Genomic DNA, 15476 nt, shown 5'->3' with positions numbered 1-15476 from the left:
TTGCGGGGGCTCCGTTGACCCAGTCCATCGAACGCCGTCGAGCCCCCCGATGTTCCCGTGTGACGGAGAAAGTCACAGCCCCCAGGACGCCGGACCCGCGGTGCCCGCCGGGTACTCGTCGAGCGGCACCTCGTCCGCGCGCCACGCGTCGATGACCGGCTGCACGATGCGCCAGCACTGCTCGGCGGCGTCGCCGCGGACGGCGAGCATCGCATCACCGTCCAGGATTCCGGAGAGCACCTCTCCGTAGGCCTTCAGGCCGCCCTCGCCCAGGTCGGCTCCCAGGGTCACGCGCTCGAGCTCGAGCGGGTCGTCGGCACCGTTGACGTTCAGTCCGAGACTCATGGTGTCGGGGCCGAGCGAGAACGTCATCACCGTCGGGTCGCTCTCGCCGATGAAGCCGTGGGGGAGGTGGCGCACGGGCTTGAACGTGACGGTCACGGCCGGGTCGCCGGCATCCGGTCCGAGGGCCTTGCCCGAGCGCAGCACGATCGGGACGCCCTCCCAGCGGGCCGTGCGCACCTCGACGGTCATCTCGGCGAGGGTCTCGGTCTGTCGCGACGCCTCGACGCCGGGCTCGTCGGCGTAGGAGGTGAAGTGCCGGTCGCCGATCGTCCCTTCGGTGTAGCGGGCGCGGCGGGAACTCTTCACCGGGTCGTCGCCCCACACGTGGGTCGCGCGCAGCACCGCCGAGGTGGCATCCCGCAGGTCGAGCTGGTCGAGCGAGGACGGCGGTTCCATCGTGACGAACGCCATCACCTGCAGCAGGTGGCTCTGGATCATGTCGACCAGCGCGCCCGCGCGGTCGTAGTAGCCGGCGCGCCCCTCGAGTCCGAGCTTCTCGGGGAAGTCGACCGTAACGGATGCGATGTCGTCGGCCGACCACACGCTCTCGATGAGGCGGTTGGCGAAGCGGACGCCGAGCAGGTTCAGCACCGTCGACCGCCCCAGGAAGTGGTCGATGCGGAAGACCTGGTCCTCCGGAACGAGCTTCGCGACCTGCTGGTTGAGCGCGTGGGCGCTCGCCTCGTCGGTGCCGAACGGCTTCTCGAGGGCCAGGACGGTCCCCTCGGGGATCGTCACGTCGGCGAGGGCGACGCACGCCTTCTCGGCGACCGCCGGGGGGACGGCGAAGTACAGCGCGGGTCGGCCCTCCGCGGCATCCAGGAGCTTCTGGAGGTCCGCGGCCCGGGTGATGTCCACCTGGCTGTAGGTCGTCTCGGCCACCTTCTCGAAGGCCTCCTCGGCGCCCATCGTCGCGAACGACGCCCGCACGGTGTCGCGCCAGTGGTCATCGGTCCAGTCCTCCATGCCGGCGCCGTGCAACCGGACCGAGCGCCCCGGTTCGCGCGTGAGCAGCTGGCCGAGGGCCGGCAGGAGCAGTCGAGAGGTGAGGTCGCCCGAAGCGCCCAGGATGATCAGGGTGGTGTCCGCCGCCATGCGGCCACCGTAGCGCCCCGTACCGACGCCGACAGGGTGCTTGCAGCCGGCACAGGGATGCCACTATCGAGATGCTCTGCCGCGGTGCCGGTGCCACCTGACATGATCACGAGGGTGACGACTCCGATCGAGGATTACGCCGTCCTCAGCAACTGCCGCTCCGCCGCCCTGGTGTCCCGCGAGGGGAGCGTCGACTGGCTCTGCCTGCCCCGGTACGACAGCGGGTCGATGTTCGGCGCCCTGCTGGGCGACGAGTCGCACGGGGCCTGGTCGCTGCGCCCGAGCGATCCGGATGCCACCGCGACGCGCCACTACGACGGCGACACGTTCGTGCTGGTGACGCGGTGGGAGACGCCGACCGGCGTCGCCGAGGTGCACGACGCCATGCCCGTCGACGAGGGCGTCGAGGCGCTCGTACGGCGCGTGGTGGGGATCTCGGGCGAGGTCGACTTCGTCAGCGAGGTGCGCCTGCGCTTCGACTACGCGCGCGCCGTGCCGTGGGTCCGGCAGATCGGCGCCGGGGGCGAGCACGCTGTCCTGGCGGTGGCGGGGCCGGATGCCGTCGTCCTGCGCGGTCCGCGCCTGATCGCCGTCGACACCGCCCACCGGGCGCTGTGGACCACCGTCGCCGGAGAGAACGTGGACTCGGTGCTGTCGTGGGGGCCGTCGTGGCAGGAGCCCCCCGCGCCCATCGACGTCGATGCCACCCTCAAGCGCACGAGCGAGTGGTGGACGGCGTGGGCGGCGCGCGTCGCGGCATCCGGGGAGCACGCCGAGCTCGTCACGCGGTCGCTGCTCGTGCTGCGGGCGCTGACCCACGCCGAGACCGGCGGCATCGTGGCGGCCGCGACGACGTCGCTGCCCGAGGCCTTCGGCGGGGGACGCAACTGGGACTACCGGTACGTCTGGCTGCGCGACGCCGCCCTCACGCTCACCGCGTACATCGAGCACGGCTTCCTCGAGGCCGCGCACCGGTGGCGCACCTGGCTGCTGCGCGCGATCGCCGGGGATCCCGCCGACGTGCAGATCATGTACGGCATCGCCGGCGAACGCGATCTGCCCGAGCGCGAGCTGACGAGCCTGCCCGGCTACGACGGCGCGAGCCCCGTGCGCATCGGCAACGGCGCAGTCGACCAGTACCAGGCCGACGTGATCGGCGAGGTGATGGTGGCCCTCGACGCCGCGCGCCGCGCGGGCGTCACCGAGACGTCGTTCTCGTGGGGCCTTCAGCGCGCCCTCCTCACGCAGTCGGTGCAGTGGTTCGATCGTGCCGACAACGGCATCTGGGAGATGCGCGGCGACCCGCACTTCTTCACCCACTCGCGCGCGATGGTGTGGGCGGCGTTCGACCGCGGCATCCGGGCCGTCGAAGAGAACGGTCTCGACGGCGACGTCGAGACGTGGCGCACGCTGCGCGACCGGGTCCGTTCCGACATCGACGCGCACGGCGTGCACGCGGGCGGGTGGTTCACGCAGCACTACGACACCGACCAGGTCGACGCGTCGCTGCTGATCCTGCCGCAGGTGGGGTTCTGCGCCTACGACGATCCCCGCATGCTCGCCACCGTCGCACGGATGGAGCAGACGCTCATGCCCGACGGCTGGCTGCTGCGCTACCGCACGACCGGCGTCGACGGTCTCGCGGGCGACGAGCATCCGTTCCTGGCGTGTTCGTTCTGGCTCGTCGGGCAGTACGCCCACAGCGGTCGCCGTGACGACGCCGTCGCCCTCATGCGCCGCCTCACGGCCGTCGCGAACGACATCGGCCTGCTGTCGGAGGAGTACGACCCCCGCGATCGCCGGCAGGCGGGCAACACCCCGCAGGCGTTGTCGCACCTCGCCCTGGTCCTCGCCGCCGACGCGCTGGAGGCCACGGCCGCACGCTGAGCCGCCCCGGTCAGCGGGGAGGTGGCTGAGCCCGTCGAGGCCTCCGGTCCCTTCGGCGACCTCCGGGGCCTCGCGCCGCCTGTCGCCGCGCGGCGAGCCCGCCCCGGCCCCGCCGCGCGGTCGTAGAGTCGTCGCATGGACGAGGACGTCGAGCTGGAGGGGCTGCGCGAGCGGGTCTACGGCGTCGACGGCGCCCGTGCGACGCCCGAGATGATCGCGCGACTCGCGGAGCTCGAAGAACGGCGCCGCGCCGCACCCCCTTCATCCGCCGACGAGGTGCGGGAACCCCGAGGCGGGGACGCCACGACCGCGGACGCAGCGGGAGCGGAGGCGACGCACGCGGAGGCCGGCCCCGCGGCCGGACGTGCTCGTCGGGCGCTGCGATGGGCCGTCGCCGCGGCCGGTGCGGTGGCGCTCGTCGGGCTCGGCATCGCGATCGGCGCGAATCTCGCCCCGCCCGCCGCGTCGGCCGATCCCGCGGCGGCGACCTACCCGGAGCTGACGTTCCCGCAGACGGTGGAAGATGTGATCTCCGCCGACATCCTGCGCGACAGCGGGATCGATCCCTCCAGCACCCGCTACGTCGCGACGGTCAGCGACTTCCGTGTCTACCTCGCCCAGCCCGACGACGGCGACGGCGTGTGCATCGCGACGTTCACGTCATCCGACAATCGCCCGTGGTCGGTGGGCTGCGCCTCCGGAAGCGCCGGTCCGTCGGCCGCGTTCGGAATCGACACCGCCCTGACCGTCGCCGTCGGCGACACCGACCCGACGGCCGTCGAGGGCATCCCCATCCGTCTGTCCGACAGCGTCACGGCGTACGTGGCGCGCTGATGCAAGGAGAACCGACATGTTCCGCCCCGATGGCGCCTTCTCCGGTTTCGCGGTCGACGACCTCGACGCCGCTCATCGCTTCTACGCCGACACGCTCGGCCTGCGGGTGGAGGTGCTCGAGGGGTCAGGCTTCCTGCGCTTGCACCTGGCATCCGGGGGCAGCATCCTCGTCTACGGCAAGCCCCACCACGAGCCGGCGTCGTTCACGGTGTTGAACTTCCCCGTCGCCGACGTCGAGGCGGCCGTCGACGACCTTCGGGCCCGGGGCGTCGAGACCAAGATCTACGACGACGCCGACATCCCCACCGACTCGCGCGGGATCATGCACGAGGGCGGTCCGCTCATCGCGTGGTTCCGCGACCCGGCGGGCAACGTGCTCGCCGTCCTCGAGGAATGACGACGGGCGGGATGGATGCCGAAGCCCTCGGCATCCATCCCGCCGGCGTGACCGGACCCGAACCGGTCAGCCCTTCAGCGCCTCCGCGAGCTTGACGCGGCCCCCCATGCGCAGAAGGGAGTTTCGGTAGATGCGGGACGCGAGTCCGATGGCCGCGACGCACGAGGCGAGGAGGATCAGCAGCGACAGCACGGGCTCCCACCACTGGGCGTCGCCGAGGTACATGCGCAGCGGCATGCCCACGGGGGCGGAGAACGGCACGTACGACATCACGGTGAGCACGACGGGGTTGTCGTTGAAGAAGATCACCAGGAAGTACGGCGCCATGATCAGCATCGTGATCGGCGTCGTGGTGGCCCCGATGTCCTCCTGCCGCGACACCATCGCGGCGGCCGCGGCGAACAGCGCCGCCAGCAGCACGAAGCCGAAGAGGAAGAAGATCGCGAACCACGCGATGGGCGCGCCGAGGGCGTCGAGCACCCCCGCCTGATCGGTCACCGCGAGCCCGATGACCGCGACCGCCGCGAGCAGCACGATCTGCGCCATCGCGAGAATTGTGTTCCCCAGCACCTTGCCCGCCAGCAGGGCCCGCACGGGGATGGCCGAGATCAGGATCTCGACGACGCGCGTCTGCTTCTCCTCGACGACGCTCTGCGCGATCGTGCCGCCGAAGGTCGTCGCGGCGATGAGGAACACGATGCCGAAGGCGAGCGCGATGAAGTACCGCAGGATGTCGGCGGCGTTCGACCCGGGCTCGATGCGGTCGACCGGCGGGGTCTCGCTGAGCATCTGCAGCAGCGTCGAGGGCACGCTGTCCTTGACCACGACGGTGAAGTCGAACGACGCCTCCGACGATCCCGAGACCAGGGCGGCATCCACCGTGCCGTCGGCGACGAGCGCGCGAGCGGCGTCATCGCTGTCGGCGACCGTCACCTCCAGACCGTCGAGGCCCGAGACGGCGCTCTGCGTCTGCGACGTGACGGCGACCGGGATGCCGCTGGCCGCGGCGTTGCCGGCCGTGAACCCGCCCCACAGCACGGAGGCGAGGGCGGCGAGGACGAGCACCGCGGTCGAGATGACGAAGGGCTTGCTCCGCAGCTTGGAGCCGATCTCGCGCTCGGCGACGAGCCAGATGCTCAGCGCCTCACCGGGGGTGCGGCGGGTGGGGGTCGTGGTGCTCACTGGATGACCTCCTTGAAGATCTCGGCCAGGGTCGGACGCTGGGGGGCGAAGCTGGCGACGTCGCCGCGCGAGACGGCACCGTGGAGCACGCGCTGCGCGGTGGTGTCGTCGGCGGTGTCGAACAGGGCGTAGCCGCCGTCGAAGTCGATCACCGTCACTCCGGGCTCGTCGCGCAGCCACCCGGCGTCGCTGCGCGATACCAGTTCGTAGCGATGCGTGGCGTGCTGCGCGCGCAGTTCGTCGCGCGTTCCGGCGGCGCGGATCGTGCCGCCGGCGATGATGACGAGGTCGTCGCACAGGCGCTCGACGACGTCGAGCTGGTGGGAGGAGAACAGCACGGCGGCACCGGCCGCGGCCTTCTCCTGCAGGACGCCCGCCACCACGTCGACCGCGAGGGGGTCGAGGCCCGAGAACGGTTCGTCGAGGATGAGCACCTCGGGCTCGTGCACGAGGGATGCCGCGATCTGCGCGCGCTGCTGATTGCCCAGGGAGAGGGTCTCGACGAGGTCGCCGAGGCGCTCGCCGAGTCCGAGGCGCTCGAGCAGCACGGTCGCCTTCTTCGTGGCGTCGGCCTTCGAAAAGCCGTGCAGGCGGGCGAGGTAGGCGATCTGCTCGGCGACCTTCATCTTGGGGTAGAGCCCGCGCTCCTCCGGCATGTAGCCGAAGCGACGACGGTCGGCGGCGGTGACCGGCGAGCCCGTGAGGGTCACCGAACCGGCGTCCTTGCCGAGCACGCCGAGGGCGATGCGCATGGTGGTGGTCTTGCCGGCGCCGTTGCCGCCGACGAAGCCCGTCAGCCGCCCCGCGGCCACGGTGAAGCCCACGTCGTCGAGCACGCGGCGACCGCCGTAGCTCTTGGTGATGCCGTCCAGTTCGAGCACGGTGCATCCCTTCTTCTCGTTGTCTTCCACGCTAGGGAGGCGGGTGCGGTGGCGCCTCCGCCGCGGGTGGGGTCGTGGCCTCCTCCGTGCGGGGGAGGGAGGTTCCTGAGCACGTCGAAGGGACCGCTCGGGAATCGCGTCCGGAGGTCCCTGAGCTCGTCGAAGGGACCGGTCGCGCTCAGGCCAACCCGTGCCGGTGCGCGAGCACCACGGCCTGCACGCGGTCCCGCGCGCCGAGCTTCTGCAGCACGTTCGACACGTGCGTCTTCACCGTCGCCTCGCCGATGAACAGCCGCGCGGCGATCTCGGCGTTGCTCAGGGCCTCGGCGACGAGCGTCAACACCTCCGCCTCCCGCTCGGTGAGCGGCTCCACGAGAGCGAGCGGGGGAGGAACGGATGCCGCGGGCTCCGGTGCCCCTCCCGGGGCGAAGCGCGCGATGACCCGGCGGGTGACCTCCGGCGCGAGCAGGGCGTCTCCGGCTCCGACGATGCGCACCGCGGAGACGAGCTCCTCCGGCCCCGCGTTCTTCAGCAGGAATCCGCTCGCCCCGGCGGACAGGGCGGCGAACAGGTAGTCGTCGCGGTCGAAGGTCGTGACGATGAGGATCGCGGCATCCGAGTCGGGGTCCGCCGTCAGCAGTCGCGTCGCCTCCAGGCCGTCCATGTCGGGCATTTGCACGTCCATGCAGATCACGTCGGGGCGGAGCTCCGCCGCGGCGGCGATCGCCTCGCGCCCCGTGGCGGCCTCGCCGACGACGCGGAGGTCGTCTTCGAGCGAGAGGATCGTGCGGAACCCCGCACGCATCATCGCGTGATCGTCGACCAGCAGCACCCGCAGCTCAGACATGGGCGACCTCGCTCTCGGCCGCGGGCACGCGGACGCGCACGAGGTACCCGCCTCGCGAGCGCGGGCCGATCTCGATGGTGCCGCCCGACACCGCCGCGCGCTCGCGCATGCCGAGTTGTCCGAGCCCCGGTGTGGCGGAGCCGGAGCGTCCGGTGTTCGCGACCTCGAGTTCGATGGCATCCGGGTCGAACCGGAGGCGCACATCGGCGGTGGCGTGGGGGCCGGCGTGGCGACGCGCGTTCGTGAGCGCCTCCTGGGCGATGCGGTACAGGTTCACCTGCACGAGAGGAGGCGGGTCCTGCGTCGGTTCCCCGATGACGGTGAAGGTGGCGGGAAGTCCCGCGGCGGAAGCCTCGTCGACGAGAGCGGCGATCGAGGTCAAGCCGTGCGTGGTGGGAGCGGTGTCGGGACCGCTGTCGTTCCCGGGCGCCCGCAGCGTCTCGAGCAGCTGGCGCAGCTCGTGGAGCGACGTCCGGGCCGAGTCCTCGATGCCCGCGAGCACCTCGCGCGCCTTCTCGGAGTCCTTCGCCAGAACGGCGCGGGCGACCCCGGCCTGCACACCCATGAGCGACACGTGGTGGGCGACGACGTCGTGCAGCTCGCGGGCGATGCGCACGCGGTCGAGAGCCACCGCTTGGGCCGCGGTCACCTCGCGCTCCGATTCCAGCTCGGCGGTGCGCTCCTCGAGAGAAGCGCGCTCGCGCATCTGCTGGTGGGAACGGTCGCCGAAGTAGTAGGCGCCCCCGAAGAACAGCGCGTTCACGCCGATCATCAGCAGTTGGTATGCGACGAAGGGCGAGAAGGCGCCGACGCGGGAGAACGCTCCCTCGACGTCGGGATCCACCGGCTGCGTCGCGTCTTGGAACATCACCACGAACAGCCACGCGAACATCCCGACGATGATCGCCACGCGGACGATCGTCGCGCGTCGGCGGTTCGGCTCCCACGCGCCCACGGTGTAGAGCGCGATGAACATGGCGATGTTGCCCGCGTACAGCTCGGGGATGCGGAACGTCACGGCGAAGAAATAAGCGACCGACACGACCACCGCCGTGACCGAGGGCCAGCGCCGACGCACGGCGATCGGCACGGCCAGGACGGCAACGTAGACGACGGCGACCGCGAGCGATCCCTGCTCGTCGCCGTAGATGCCGGAGACCGACGACAGAACCGCGCTCAACAGGCCGCCGAGGAACAGGACGACCGCGAGGATCACGTCGCCGCGCTGCTGGGTGCGGGTGAGGCATGCCATCCCTCCACGCTAAGGGGGACCCCCCACACCTGCATCCCCCGCAGGGCGGAGTCAAGCGGGGGCGGAATATAGGTTGGCAGGTGACGCTTGCACGTGAATGCACCTGGGCACAGTCAGTGCGCCCCCGTCAGCACAGAGAGGATCATCGTGACCGACTACACGATCGGCTACATCGTCGGCAGCATCTCCAGCACGTCCATCAACCGCCGCCTGGCCAAGGCGCTCGAGAAGGTGGCGCCCGAGGGCGTGACGCTGAAAGAGATCCCGATCAAGGACCTCCCGTTCTACTCGCCCGACTACGACGGGAACTTCCCCGAGGTCGCGACGGACTTCAAGAACGCGATCCAGGATGCCGACGGCGTCTTCATCGTGACCCCCGAGTACAGCCGCTCCATCCCCGGCGTGCTCAAGAACGCCCTGGACTGGTCCGCCCGCCCCTACGGCGAGGCGTCGTTCAACGACAAGCCCACCGCCGTCATCGGCACGTCGCAGAGCGGCATCGCCACCGCGGCCGGCCAGCAGCACCTGCGCTCGGTGCTCCTGCACTACAACGCGCTCGTCCTGGGCCAGCCCGAGGGCTACATCCAGTCGACCCCCGGCCTGTTCCAGGAGGACGGCACCGTCACGAACGAGGGCACGGCGGAGTTCCTGCGCTCCATCATCGAGGCGCTCGTGACGCTCATCTCGCGCACGGCGCCCGCCGAGGTCCCCGCGGCCTGACGCGCAGTGACGGCGGGGTCGGGTTTCCCCCGGCCCCGCCGCACGTCTCGGTGGCTTCGACAGGCTCAGCCACCTGTGTGGTCGTCGAGGTCCCTGAGCCTGTCGAAGGGACCGGGAGTCGCAGGCCACGAGTCAGGGCGCCAGCGCCTCGGCCTTCCGCCGGAGCAGCGCTGCCTCGCGCTCGTTGCGGGTGAGGTCCGCCGCGTTCAGGAGTTCGTCGTGCGCTTCGCGCGTGCGTCCCAGCCGTGCCAATAGCTCGCCGCGCACCGACGGGATCAAGTGCGACCCCTTCAGCGCGCCGGCGGCGGCGAGACCGTCGGCGATCGCGAGTCCTTCGAGAGGCCCGGATGCCATCGACACCGCCACGGCGCGATTGAGTTCGACGACGGGACTCGGGGCCACCCGGCCGAGCACCTCGTACAGCAGGGCGATGCGATCCCACTCCGTCGCGTCGACGCTCACCGCTTCGGCGTGACAGAGCGCGATCGCGGCCTGCAGCTGGTAGGGCCCGCGCCCGCGCCCGATCGCATCGGCGCGGGCCAGCAGCGCCGACCCGCGGGCGATCGCCGAGCGATCCCAGCGCCGCCGGTCCTGATCGGCGAGGAGCACGGCATCCCCGTTCGCATCCACGCGGGCCGCGAAGCGCGACGCCTGAAGCTCCATGAGGGCGCCGAGTCCCAGCACCTCGGGCTCGCGGGGGAGCAGCCGTGCCAGGACGCGCCCGAGACGGATCGCCTCGTGCGCGAGCTCCGTCCGCAGGACCGCGTCGCCGGACGTGGCGGCGTAGCCCTCGGTGAAGATGAGGTAGATCACGCTCAGGACGGCGCGGAGCCGGGTCGGCCACTCCGCCGGGTCCGGCACCTCGAACGGCACCCGCGCGGCGCTCAGCGCCTTCTTCGCGCGGACGATCCGCTGCTGCATCGTCGGTATCGGAACGAGGAACAGCCGGGCGATCGCTTCTGAGCCGAGGCCGCCGACGACCTTCAAGGTCAACGCCACCTGCGCCTCCGGAGCGAGCACGGGATGACACGCGGCGAACACCAGACGCAGCACATCGTCGTCGATCGGATGCCATTCGGCATCCGTCATCTCGTCATCGCCCGCGCCGATCAGCCGGTACTTCTCGCTGAGGTTCCGCGCCCGCCGCCAGTCGTCGATCGCCCGTCGCTTCGCGACCGCGGTCAGCCAGGCGCCGGGGTGGGCCGGAACGCCGTCGCGAGGCCACTGCGCGAGCGCCTCGGCGACGGCATCCTGAGCCAGATCCTCCGCGGTCGGGAGGTCTCCCACCACGCGCGCGAGCGTCGCGACGATGCGGGCGCCTTCGATGCGCCAGATCGCCGCGACGCGCAGCGCGACGTCGGCGACGGGGTCGGGGCTCACCGGGAGGACTGCTCCTCGCGCCAGCCCTCCTCCTTCTGGATGTAGGCGTTGTCGGCGAACGCGGCGAAGTCCGTCTCGTCGGTCACGCGACGCACCTCGAGCGTGTTGCCCGCGATGAGCGGCGCGCGCCGCGCCCACTCGACGGCCTCGTCCTTCGACGACACCTCGATGATCCAGAAGCCGTTGAACAGCTCGTGCGTCTCGCCGTAGGGGCCGTCGGTGACGACGGGCTCCTCGCCGCCGAAGGCCACGGTGAAGTTCTGACTCATGTCCTCGGCCAGACCGTCTCCGGCGACCAGCACGCCGGCGGTCATCATCGCCTCGTTGTAGGCGCCCATGTCGTTGATGACCTGCTCGAACGGGATCCGCTTGTACGCCGCGTACGCCTCGTCGGTGCCGCGCATGATCAGCATGTACTTCATCGTGGACTCTTCTCGTCGGTGCTCTCTCGAGCGATCTGAGGGGAGCGAATGCCTGCCCCTACTATCGCGTCGAACGGCACCGAGCGGAATCGACAGGGTGAGGGAAAAAATTTCCCGGATGCCGTCGGCCCGGCGATCAGCCGAAGATCATCGGCAGATCGTCGTCGTCGTCGGCACCCGACAGGTCGAGGTCGGCGACGACGGGGACGTGGTCGCTGGGCACTTCGCCCTTGCGTTCGTCGCGGTGGATCTCGGCGCCGTGGACGGCGTCGGCGAACGCCTGCGACCCGAGGATGAAGTCGATGCGCAGACCCTCGTTGCGGGGGAAACGCAACTGCTTGTAGTCCCAGTAGGTGTAGCCGGTGGGGATGAGCGGGCGCACGACGTCCGTCAGCCCCGCGGTCTCGAAGGCGGCGAAGGCGGCGCGCTCGGGAGGGGACACGTGGGTGGTCGCGCCCTCCACGACGGTGGGGTCGCCGTTGTCGTCATCGGTGGGGGCGATGTTGAAGTCGCCGGTCAGGGCGAGCGGCAGGTCGGGGCTCTTCTCGAGAGTGTCGGCTGTGTACTGGCGCAGCTTGTCGAGCCAGTCGAGCTTGTAGACGTAGTGGGGGTCGTCGAGCCCGCGCCCGTTGGGCACGTACAGACTCCACACGCGCACGCCGTTCACGGTCGCCCCGATCGCGCGGGCCTCCTGGGGCAGGTCGGGCCCCTCTTTGCCCTTCTCGAACCCGGGCATGCCGGGGAAGCCGATCTCGACGTCGTCGAGCGGCTCGCGGCTCGCGATCGCGACGCCGTTCCACTGGTTCAGGCCGTGAGCGGCGACGTGGTACCCGGCCTCTTCGAAGGCCGCGTACGGGAACTGCTCCGTCTTGCACTTGATCTCCTGCATCGCCAGCACGTCGATGTGCTCGCGAACGCAGAACTCGACGGTGCGGGTCACACGAGCGCGGATGGAGTTGACGTTCCAGGTGGCCAGGCGCATGGCATCCAGCCTACTTTCGTGGACCGACGTCGCCGGCCGCAGGACTCCGGCGTGATCCATGTGGAGCAATAGACTCGACGCCGTGACCACCGCCTCTACGCCCGAGCTCGAAGCCGACCGCCAGGCCCTCATCGGCCTCATCAACGCCGAGGCGGTGTTCCACGGCGACTTCACCCTCTCGAGCGGCAAGAAGGCGACGTACTACGTCGACATGCGCAAGCTCACGCTCGACCACCGCGCTGCTCCCCCGATCGGGCGCCTCGTGCTCGACCTCGTGAAGGACCTCGACGGCGTCGTCGCCGTGGGCGGTCTGACGCTGGGCGCCGACCCGATCGCCAACGCCGTCATGCACGAGTCCGTGCACGCCGGTACTCCGCTCGACGCGTTCGTCGTGCGCAAGGAGCCGAAGGACCACGGCCGGGGTCGTCAGATCGAAGGCGCCGACGTGAAGGGCAAGCGCGTCGTCGTGGTCGAAGACACCTCGACGACCGGTCAGTCGGCGCTCAAGGCCGTCGAGGCGCTGCGTCGCGAGGGCGCCGACGTCGTCGCCGTCGCCGTGATCGTCGACCGCAAGACCGGCGCGCAGGCCGCGATCGAGGCGGAGGGCCTGCAGTGGCTGGCATCCATCGATCTCGACGACCTGGGGCTGGCGCCGCAGTAAGCGCGACGCGTCACCAGTACAGGCGGGTGCGGCGAGAACAGGCCGATTCCGCGCGGATCGTCCTGTCGCGGTGACCTGCCCTGTCGTCGTGACGGGCGGGGGGTGGATGCCGCCCCTCGACTCACCACCTCGAACGGTGCGACCGCCGTGCTCAGGGCGCGCCGTCTCCCGGCCCGTCGAACGGATCGCGGCGTCCGCCCCCGCGCCGTGACCGCCGCCACTGCACGATGAACGCCACGAGCGTGCCGGCGGTGATGAAGAAGGCCGTGATCAACCACAGCGTTCGATCGTCCATGCGTCGTCCTCTCGATGGCGGGGTCAGAGCCCGGCTTCGAGTCCGTCTTCCCCGTCGGCCAATTCGGTCTCGAGGGGCTCGTCGCGCACGAGCTCTGCCACCGAGCCGAGGATCTCATCGGGACGGAAGGGATAGCGCTCGATCTCGCGCTGGTCGCTGATGCCGGTCATCACGAGCACCGTGTGCAGCCCGGCCTCGATGCCGGCGACGATGTCGGTGTCCATGCGGTCGCCGATCATGCCCGTGTTCTCGCTGTGGGCGCCGATGCGGTTGAGCGCCGAGCGGAACATCATCGGGTTCGGTTTGCCCACGATGTAGGGCTCCTTGCCGGTGGCCTTGGTGATGAGCGCCGCGATCGCCCCGGTCGCCGGGAGCACGCCCTCGGTCGAGGGGCCGGTGGCATCCGGGTTGGTCGCGATGAAGCGCGCACCGCCGCGGATGAAGCGGATGGCCTTGGTGATGGCCTCGAAGGAGTAGTTGCGGGTCTCGCCGACCACGACGTAGTCGGGGGTCGTCTCGGTCATGATGAACCCCGCCTCGTGGAGCGCGGTGGTGAGGCCTGCTTCGCCGATGACGAAGGCGGAGCCGCCCGGCATCTGCGACCGGAGGAAGTCGGCGGTGGCCAGGGCCGAGGTCCAGATCGACGACTCCGGCACCTCGAGGCCGGACGCGCGCAGCCGAGCGCTCAGATCGCGCGGCGTGAAGATGGAGTTGTTCGTCAGCACGAGGAACGGCGTGCCCTCGGATCGCCACTGGGCGAGCAGCTCCGAGGCGCCCGCGATGGGGGTGTTCTCATGGACGAGCACGCCGTCCATGTCGGTGAGCCAGCACTCGATGTCGCCACGGGTCCGCATGCGGCCCAGCCTAGACCCGGCCCCGTACGCGCCCTCCGGAACGCACGAGGGCGGGCGCGATCACGAGGATCGCGACCCGCCCGCCCGCGGTGGCGGCGAGTTACTTGAAGGTGTCCTTCACGTTCTCGCCGGCCTTCTTGGCATCCGCCTCGACCTGGTCGGCCTTGCCCTCGGCGGCGAGCTTGTCGTTGTCGGTCGCGTTGCCGATGGCTTCCTTCGCCTTGCCCACGATGTCCTGAGCGGCGTTCTTGATCTTGTCGTCCAGACCCATGATCTGACTCCTTCTCGATGTGACGGCGTCGGCGGCGGGGTGTTCGTCGCGACGGAGCGGGGTGCTCACGAGGGAGACGGCGCCCGCGGACGATTCGTCACGTCGATTCCGAAAAAAGTTCCGGGATGCCGATATTCCCCGAACGGAATGGACCCGTGACGTGGGCGCCCGATCTCGTTAGGGTCGAAGGGTGACGCGCCGTGACTGGGACCCCGAGAACCTTCCCGATCTCTCCGGGCGCTCCTATCTCGTCACCGGCGCGACCCGCGGTCTTGGGTTCTTCGCGTGCGAGCAGCTCGCCGCGGCGGGTGCCCACGTGCTGCTGACCGGCCGCAACCCCCACAGTCTCTCCGCCGCCAAGGCGGCGGTGAAGCGTTCGACCCCGGATGCCGCGATCGAGACGCTCCTGCTCGACACCAGCAACATGGGGTCGGTGCGTGCCGCCGCGGCGACGGCGCGGGCGCGCGGGCGCCTCGACGGGCTGCTGCTGAACGCCGGCGTGGTCCATCCGCCGAAGCAGCGCGAGACCGTCGGCGGACACGAACTCGTGTTCGCGACCAACGTGCTGGGCCACTTCGCCCTGGCCGGCGAGCTCCTCAAGCCGCTCGCGACCGCCCGCGGGCGGATGGTCTGGGTGGGGAGCATGTCGACCTCCCTCTGGCGGCACCTGCCCACCGACCCCGAGCTGCGCGAGGGCTACACGCCCTGGAAGGCGTACGTGCAGTCGAAGGCCGCGACGACCGCCCTCGCCCTCGAGGCCGACAAGATGCTGCGGGCCCACGGCGTGCCGGTCGAGAGCCTCGTCGCGCACCCGGGCTACTCCACGAGCGGGCGGACGCGCGGGGTGCGGGGCGTGAACGAGCCGAGCCGGCTCACGCGATTCGTCGACAACCTGCAGGCGCCCATCACCCAGTCCAAGGAGCAGGGCGCGTGGGCGCTCGTGCGTGCTCTCGTCGATCCCCACGCCGAGGGCGGCTCGATGTACGGCCCGGCGCTCGTCGCACGCGGCGCGCCGCGGCGGGCGACTCCTGCCCGGGGCACGCGGCGAGGAGATCTGGGCACCGAGCTGTGGCGCGCCTGCGAGACCGCCACGCACGTGAAGTGGCCGTTCGAGAGGGCTCGGCGAGCGGCATCCTGAACCGGCCCGCGCAGTGTCGGCGGGGGGCTCTAC

Annotated in this window: 17 protein-coding genes; 6 read left to right on the top strand and 11 right to left on the bottom strand. The window is 70.7% G+C overall.

What is annotated here, in order from left to right:
• Positions 1-72: 72 nt before the first annotated feature.
• The gene (locus ACFZA2_RS05985) at positions 73-1440 is read right to left on the bottom strand and encodes a glucose-6-phosphate dehydrogenase (RefSeq protein ID WP_391401978.1); all 1368 of its coding nucleotides are present in this window, start codon (positions 1438-1440) and stop codon (positions 73-75) included.
• A gap of 114 nt (positions 1441-1554) precedes the next feature.
• On the opposite strand from ACFZA2_RS05985, the gene ACFZA2_RS05980 reads away from it, so the two are divergent.
• The 3 genes from ACFZA2_RS05980 (at position 1555) to ACFZA2_RS05970 (ending at position 4558) form a co-directional block, all read left to right on the top strand.
• Entirely contained in the window at positions 1555-3327 is a 1773-nt protein-coding gene (locus ACFZA2_RS05980) for a glycoside hydrolase family 15 protein (RefSeq protein WP_391401975.1), read from the top strand.
• A 135-nt stretch (positions 3328-3462) separates the two neighbouring features.
• Positions 3463-4161 carry a hypothetical protein gene (locus tag ACFZA2_RS05975; RefSeq protein ID WP_391401972.1) on the top strand — a complete coding sequence of 233 codons (699 nt, stop codon included), beginning with the start codon at positions 3463-3465 and terminating at the stop codon, positions 4159-4161.
• Positions 4162-4177: 16 nt separating this feature from the next.
• A complete protein-coding gene (locus tag ACFZA2_RS05970) occupies positions 4178-4558 on the top strand; it encodes a VOC family protein (protein WP_315994275.1) in 381 nt (126 codons plus the stop codon).
• A 66-nt stretch (positions 4559-4624) separates the two neighbouring features.
• Here ACFZA2_RS05970 and ACFZA2_RS05965 read toward each other — a convergent pair whose 3' ends face one another.
• The 4 genes from ACFZA2_RS05965 to ACFZA2_RS05950 form a co-directional block, all read right to left on the bottom strand.
• Complete coding sequence (locus ACFZA2_RS05965) at positions 4625-5740, bottom strand: ABC transporter permease (protein ID WP_391401969.1); 1116 nt, start codon at positions 5738-5740, stop codon at positions 4625-4627.
• Positions 5737-6621, bottom strand: a complete 885-nt coding sequence (locus ACFZA2_RS05960; protein ID WP_315994277.1) for an ATP-binding cassette domain-containing protein — start codon at positions 6619-6621, stop codon at positions 5737-5739. The genes ACFZA2_RS05965 and ACFZA2_RS05960 overlap by 4 nt, the downstream gene beginning before the upstream one ends.
• A gap of 178 nt (positions 6622-6799) precedes the next feature.
• Complete coding sequence (locus ACFZA2_RS05955; RefSeq protein WP_391401966.1) at positions 6800-7468, bottom strand: response regulator; 669 nt, start codon at positions 7466-7468, stop codon at positions 6800-6802.
• A complete protein-coding gene (locus tag ACFZA2_RS05950) occupies positions 7461-8720 on the bottom strand; it encodes a sensor histidine kinase (protein WP_391401963.1) in 1260 nt (419 codons plus the stop codon). Before ACFZA2_RS05950 ends, ACFZA2_RS05955 begins: the two co-directional genes overlap by 8 nt.
• 147 nt (positions 8721-8867) lie before the next feature.
• On the opposite strand from ACFZA2_RS05950, the gene ACFZA2_RS05945 reads away from it, so the two are divergent.
• Positions 8868-9440, top strand: a complete 573-nt coding sequence (locus tag ACFZA2_RS05945) for an NADPH-dependent FMN reductase (RefSeq protein WP_391401960.1) — start codon at positions 8868-8870, stop codon at positions 9438-9440.
• A 132-nt stretch (positions 9441-9572) separates the two neighbouring features.
• Here ACFZA2_RS05945 and ACFZA2_RS05940 read toward each other — a convergent pair whose 3' ends face one another.
• The 3 genes from ACFZA2_RS05940 to ACFZA2_RS05930 all read right to left on the bottom strand — a co-directional run bounded on the left by ACFZA2_RS05940 (position 9573) and on the right by ACFZA2_RS05930 (position 12224).
• Positions 9573-10820 (bottom strand): RNA polymerase sigma factor, encoded by a 1248-nt coding sequence (locus ACFZA2_RS05940; RefSeq protein ID WP_391401958.1) that lies wholly within the window; start codon positions 10818-10820, stop codon positions 9573-9575.
• Positions 10817-11242 carry a YciI family protein gene (locus ACFZA2_RS05935; RefSeq protein ID WP_315994282.1) on the bottom strand — a complete coding sequence of 142 codons (426 nt, stop codon included), beginning with the start codon at positions 11240-11242 and terminating at the stop codon, positions 10817-10819. Before ACFZA2_RS05935 ends, ACFZA2_RS05940 begins: the two co-directional genes overlap by 4 nt.
• A 136-nt stretch (positions 11243-11378) precedes the next feature.
• Positions 11379-12224 carry an exodeoxyribonuclease III gene (locus ACFZA2_RS05930; protein ID WP_391403389.1) on the bottom strand — a complete coding sequence of 282 codons (846 nt, stop codon included), beginning with the start codon at positions 12222-12224 and terminating at the stop codon, positions 11379-11381.
• An 82-nt stretch (positions 12225-12306) separates the two neighbouring features.
• On the opposite strand from ACFZA2_RS05930, the gene pyrE reads away from it, so the two are divergent.
• Positions 12307-12885: an orotate phosphoribosyltransferase gene (gene pyrE / locus ACFZA2_RS05925; RefSeq protein WP_391401954.1), complete on the top strand. Its 579-nt coding sequence runs from the start codon at positions 12307-12309 to the stop codon at positions 12883-12885.
• Between the two features lie 151 nt (positions 12886-13036).
• On the opposite strand, the gene ACFZA2_RS05920 is transcribed toward pyrE, so the two are convergent.
• The 3 genes from ACFZA2_RS05920 to ACFZA2_RS05910 form a co-directional block, all read right to left on the bottom strand.
• Positions 13037-13180, bottom strand: coding sequence for a hypothetical protein (locus ACFZA2_RS05920; protein ID WP_315994285.1), 144 nt, complete (start codon positions 13178-13180; stop codon positions 13037-13039).
• Between the two features lie 23 nt (positions 13181-13203).
• Positions 13204-14034: an HAD-IIA family hydrolase gene (locus ACFZA2_RS05915; protein WP_315994286.1), complete on the bottom strand. Its 831-nt coding sequence runs from the start codon at positions 14032-14034 to the stop codon at positions 13204-13206.
• A 100-nt stretch (positions 14035-14134) separates the two neighbouring features.
• Positions 14135-14305, bottom strand: a complete 171-nt coding sequence (locus ACFZA2_RS05910; RefSeq protein WP_094734410.1) for a CsbD family protein — start codon at positions 14303-14305, stop codon at positions 14135-14137.
• A gap of 190 nt (positions 14306-14495) precedes the next feature.
• Here ACFZA2_RS05910 and ACFZA2_RS05905 point away from each other — a divergent pair, with 190 nt between their 5' ends.
• The gene (locus ACFZA2_RS05905; RefSeq protein WP_363388755.1) at positions 14496-15443 is read left to right on the top strand and encodes an SDR family NAD(P)-dependent oxidoreductase; all 948 of its coding nucleotides are present in this window, start codon (positions 14496-14498) and stop codon (positions 15441-15443) included.
• Positions 15444-15476: the final 33 nt, after the last annotated feature.

Origin of the sequence: Microbacterium sp. NPDC007973 (genome assembly GCF_042958465.1) — a bacterium.
GTDB classification, from domain to species: domain Bacteria; phylum Actinomycetota; class Actinomycetes; order Actinomycetales; family Microbacteriaceae; genus Microbacterium; species Microbacterium galbum.
This window is presented reverse-complemented; position numbering and strand designations above follow the sequence as displayed.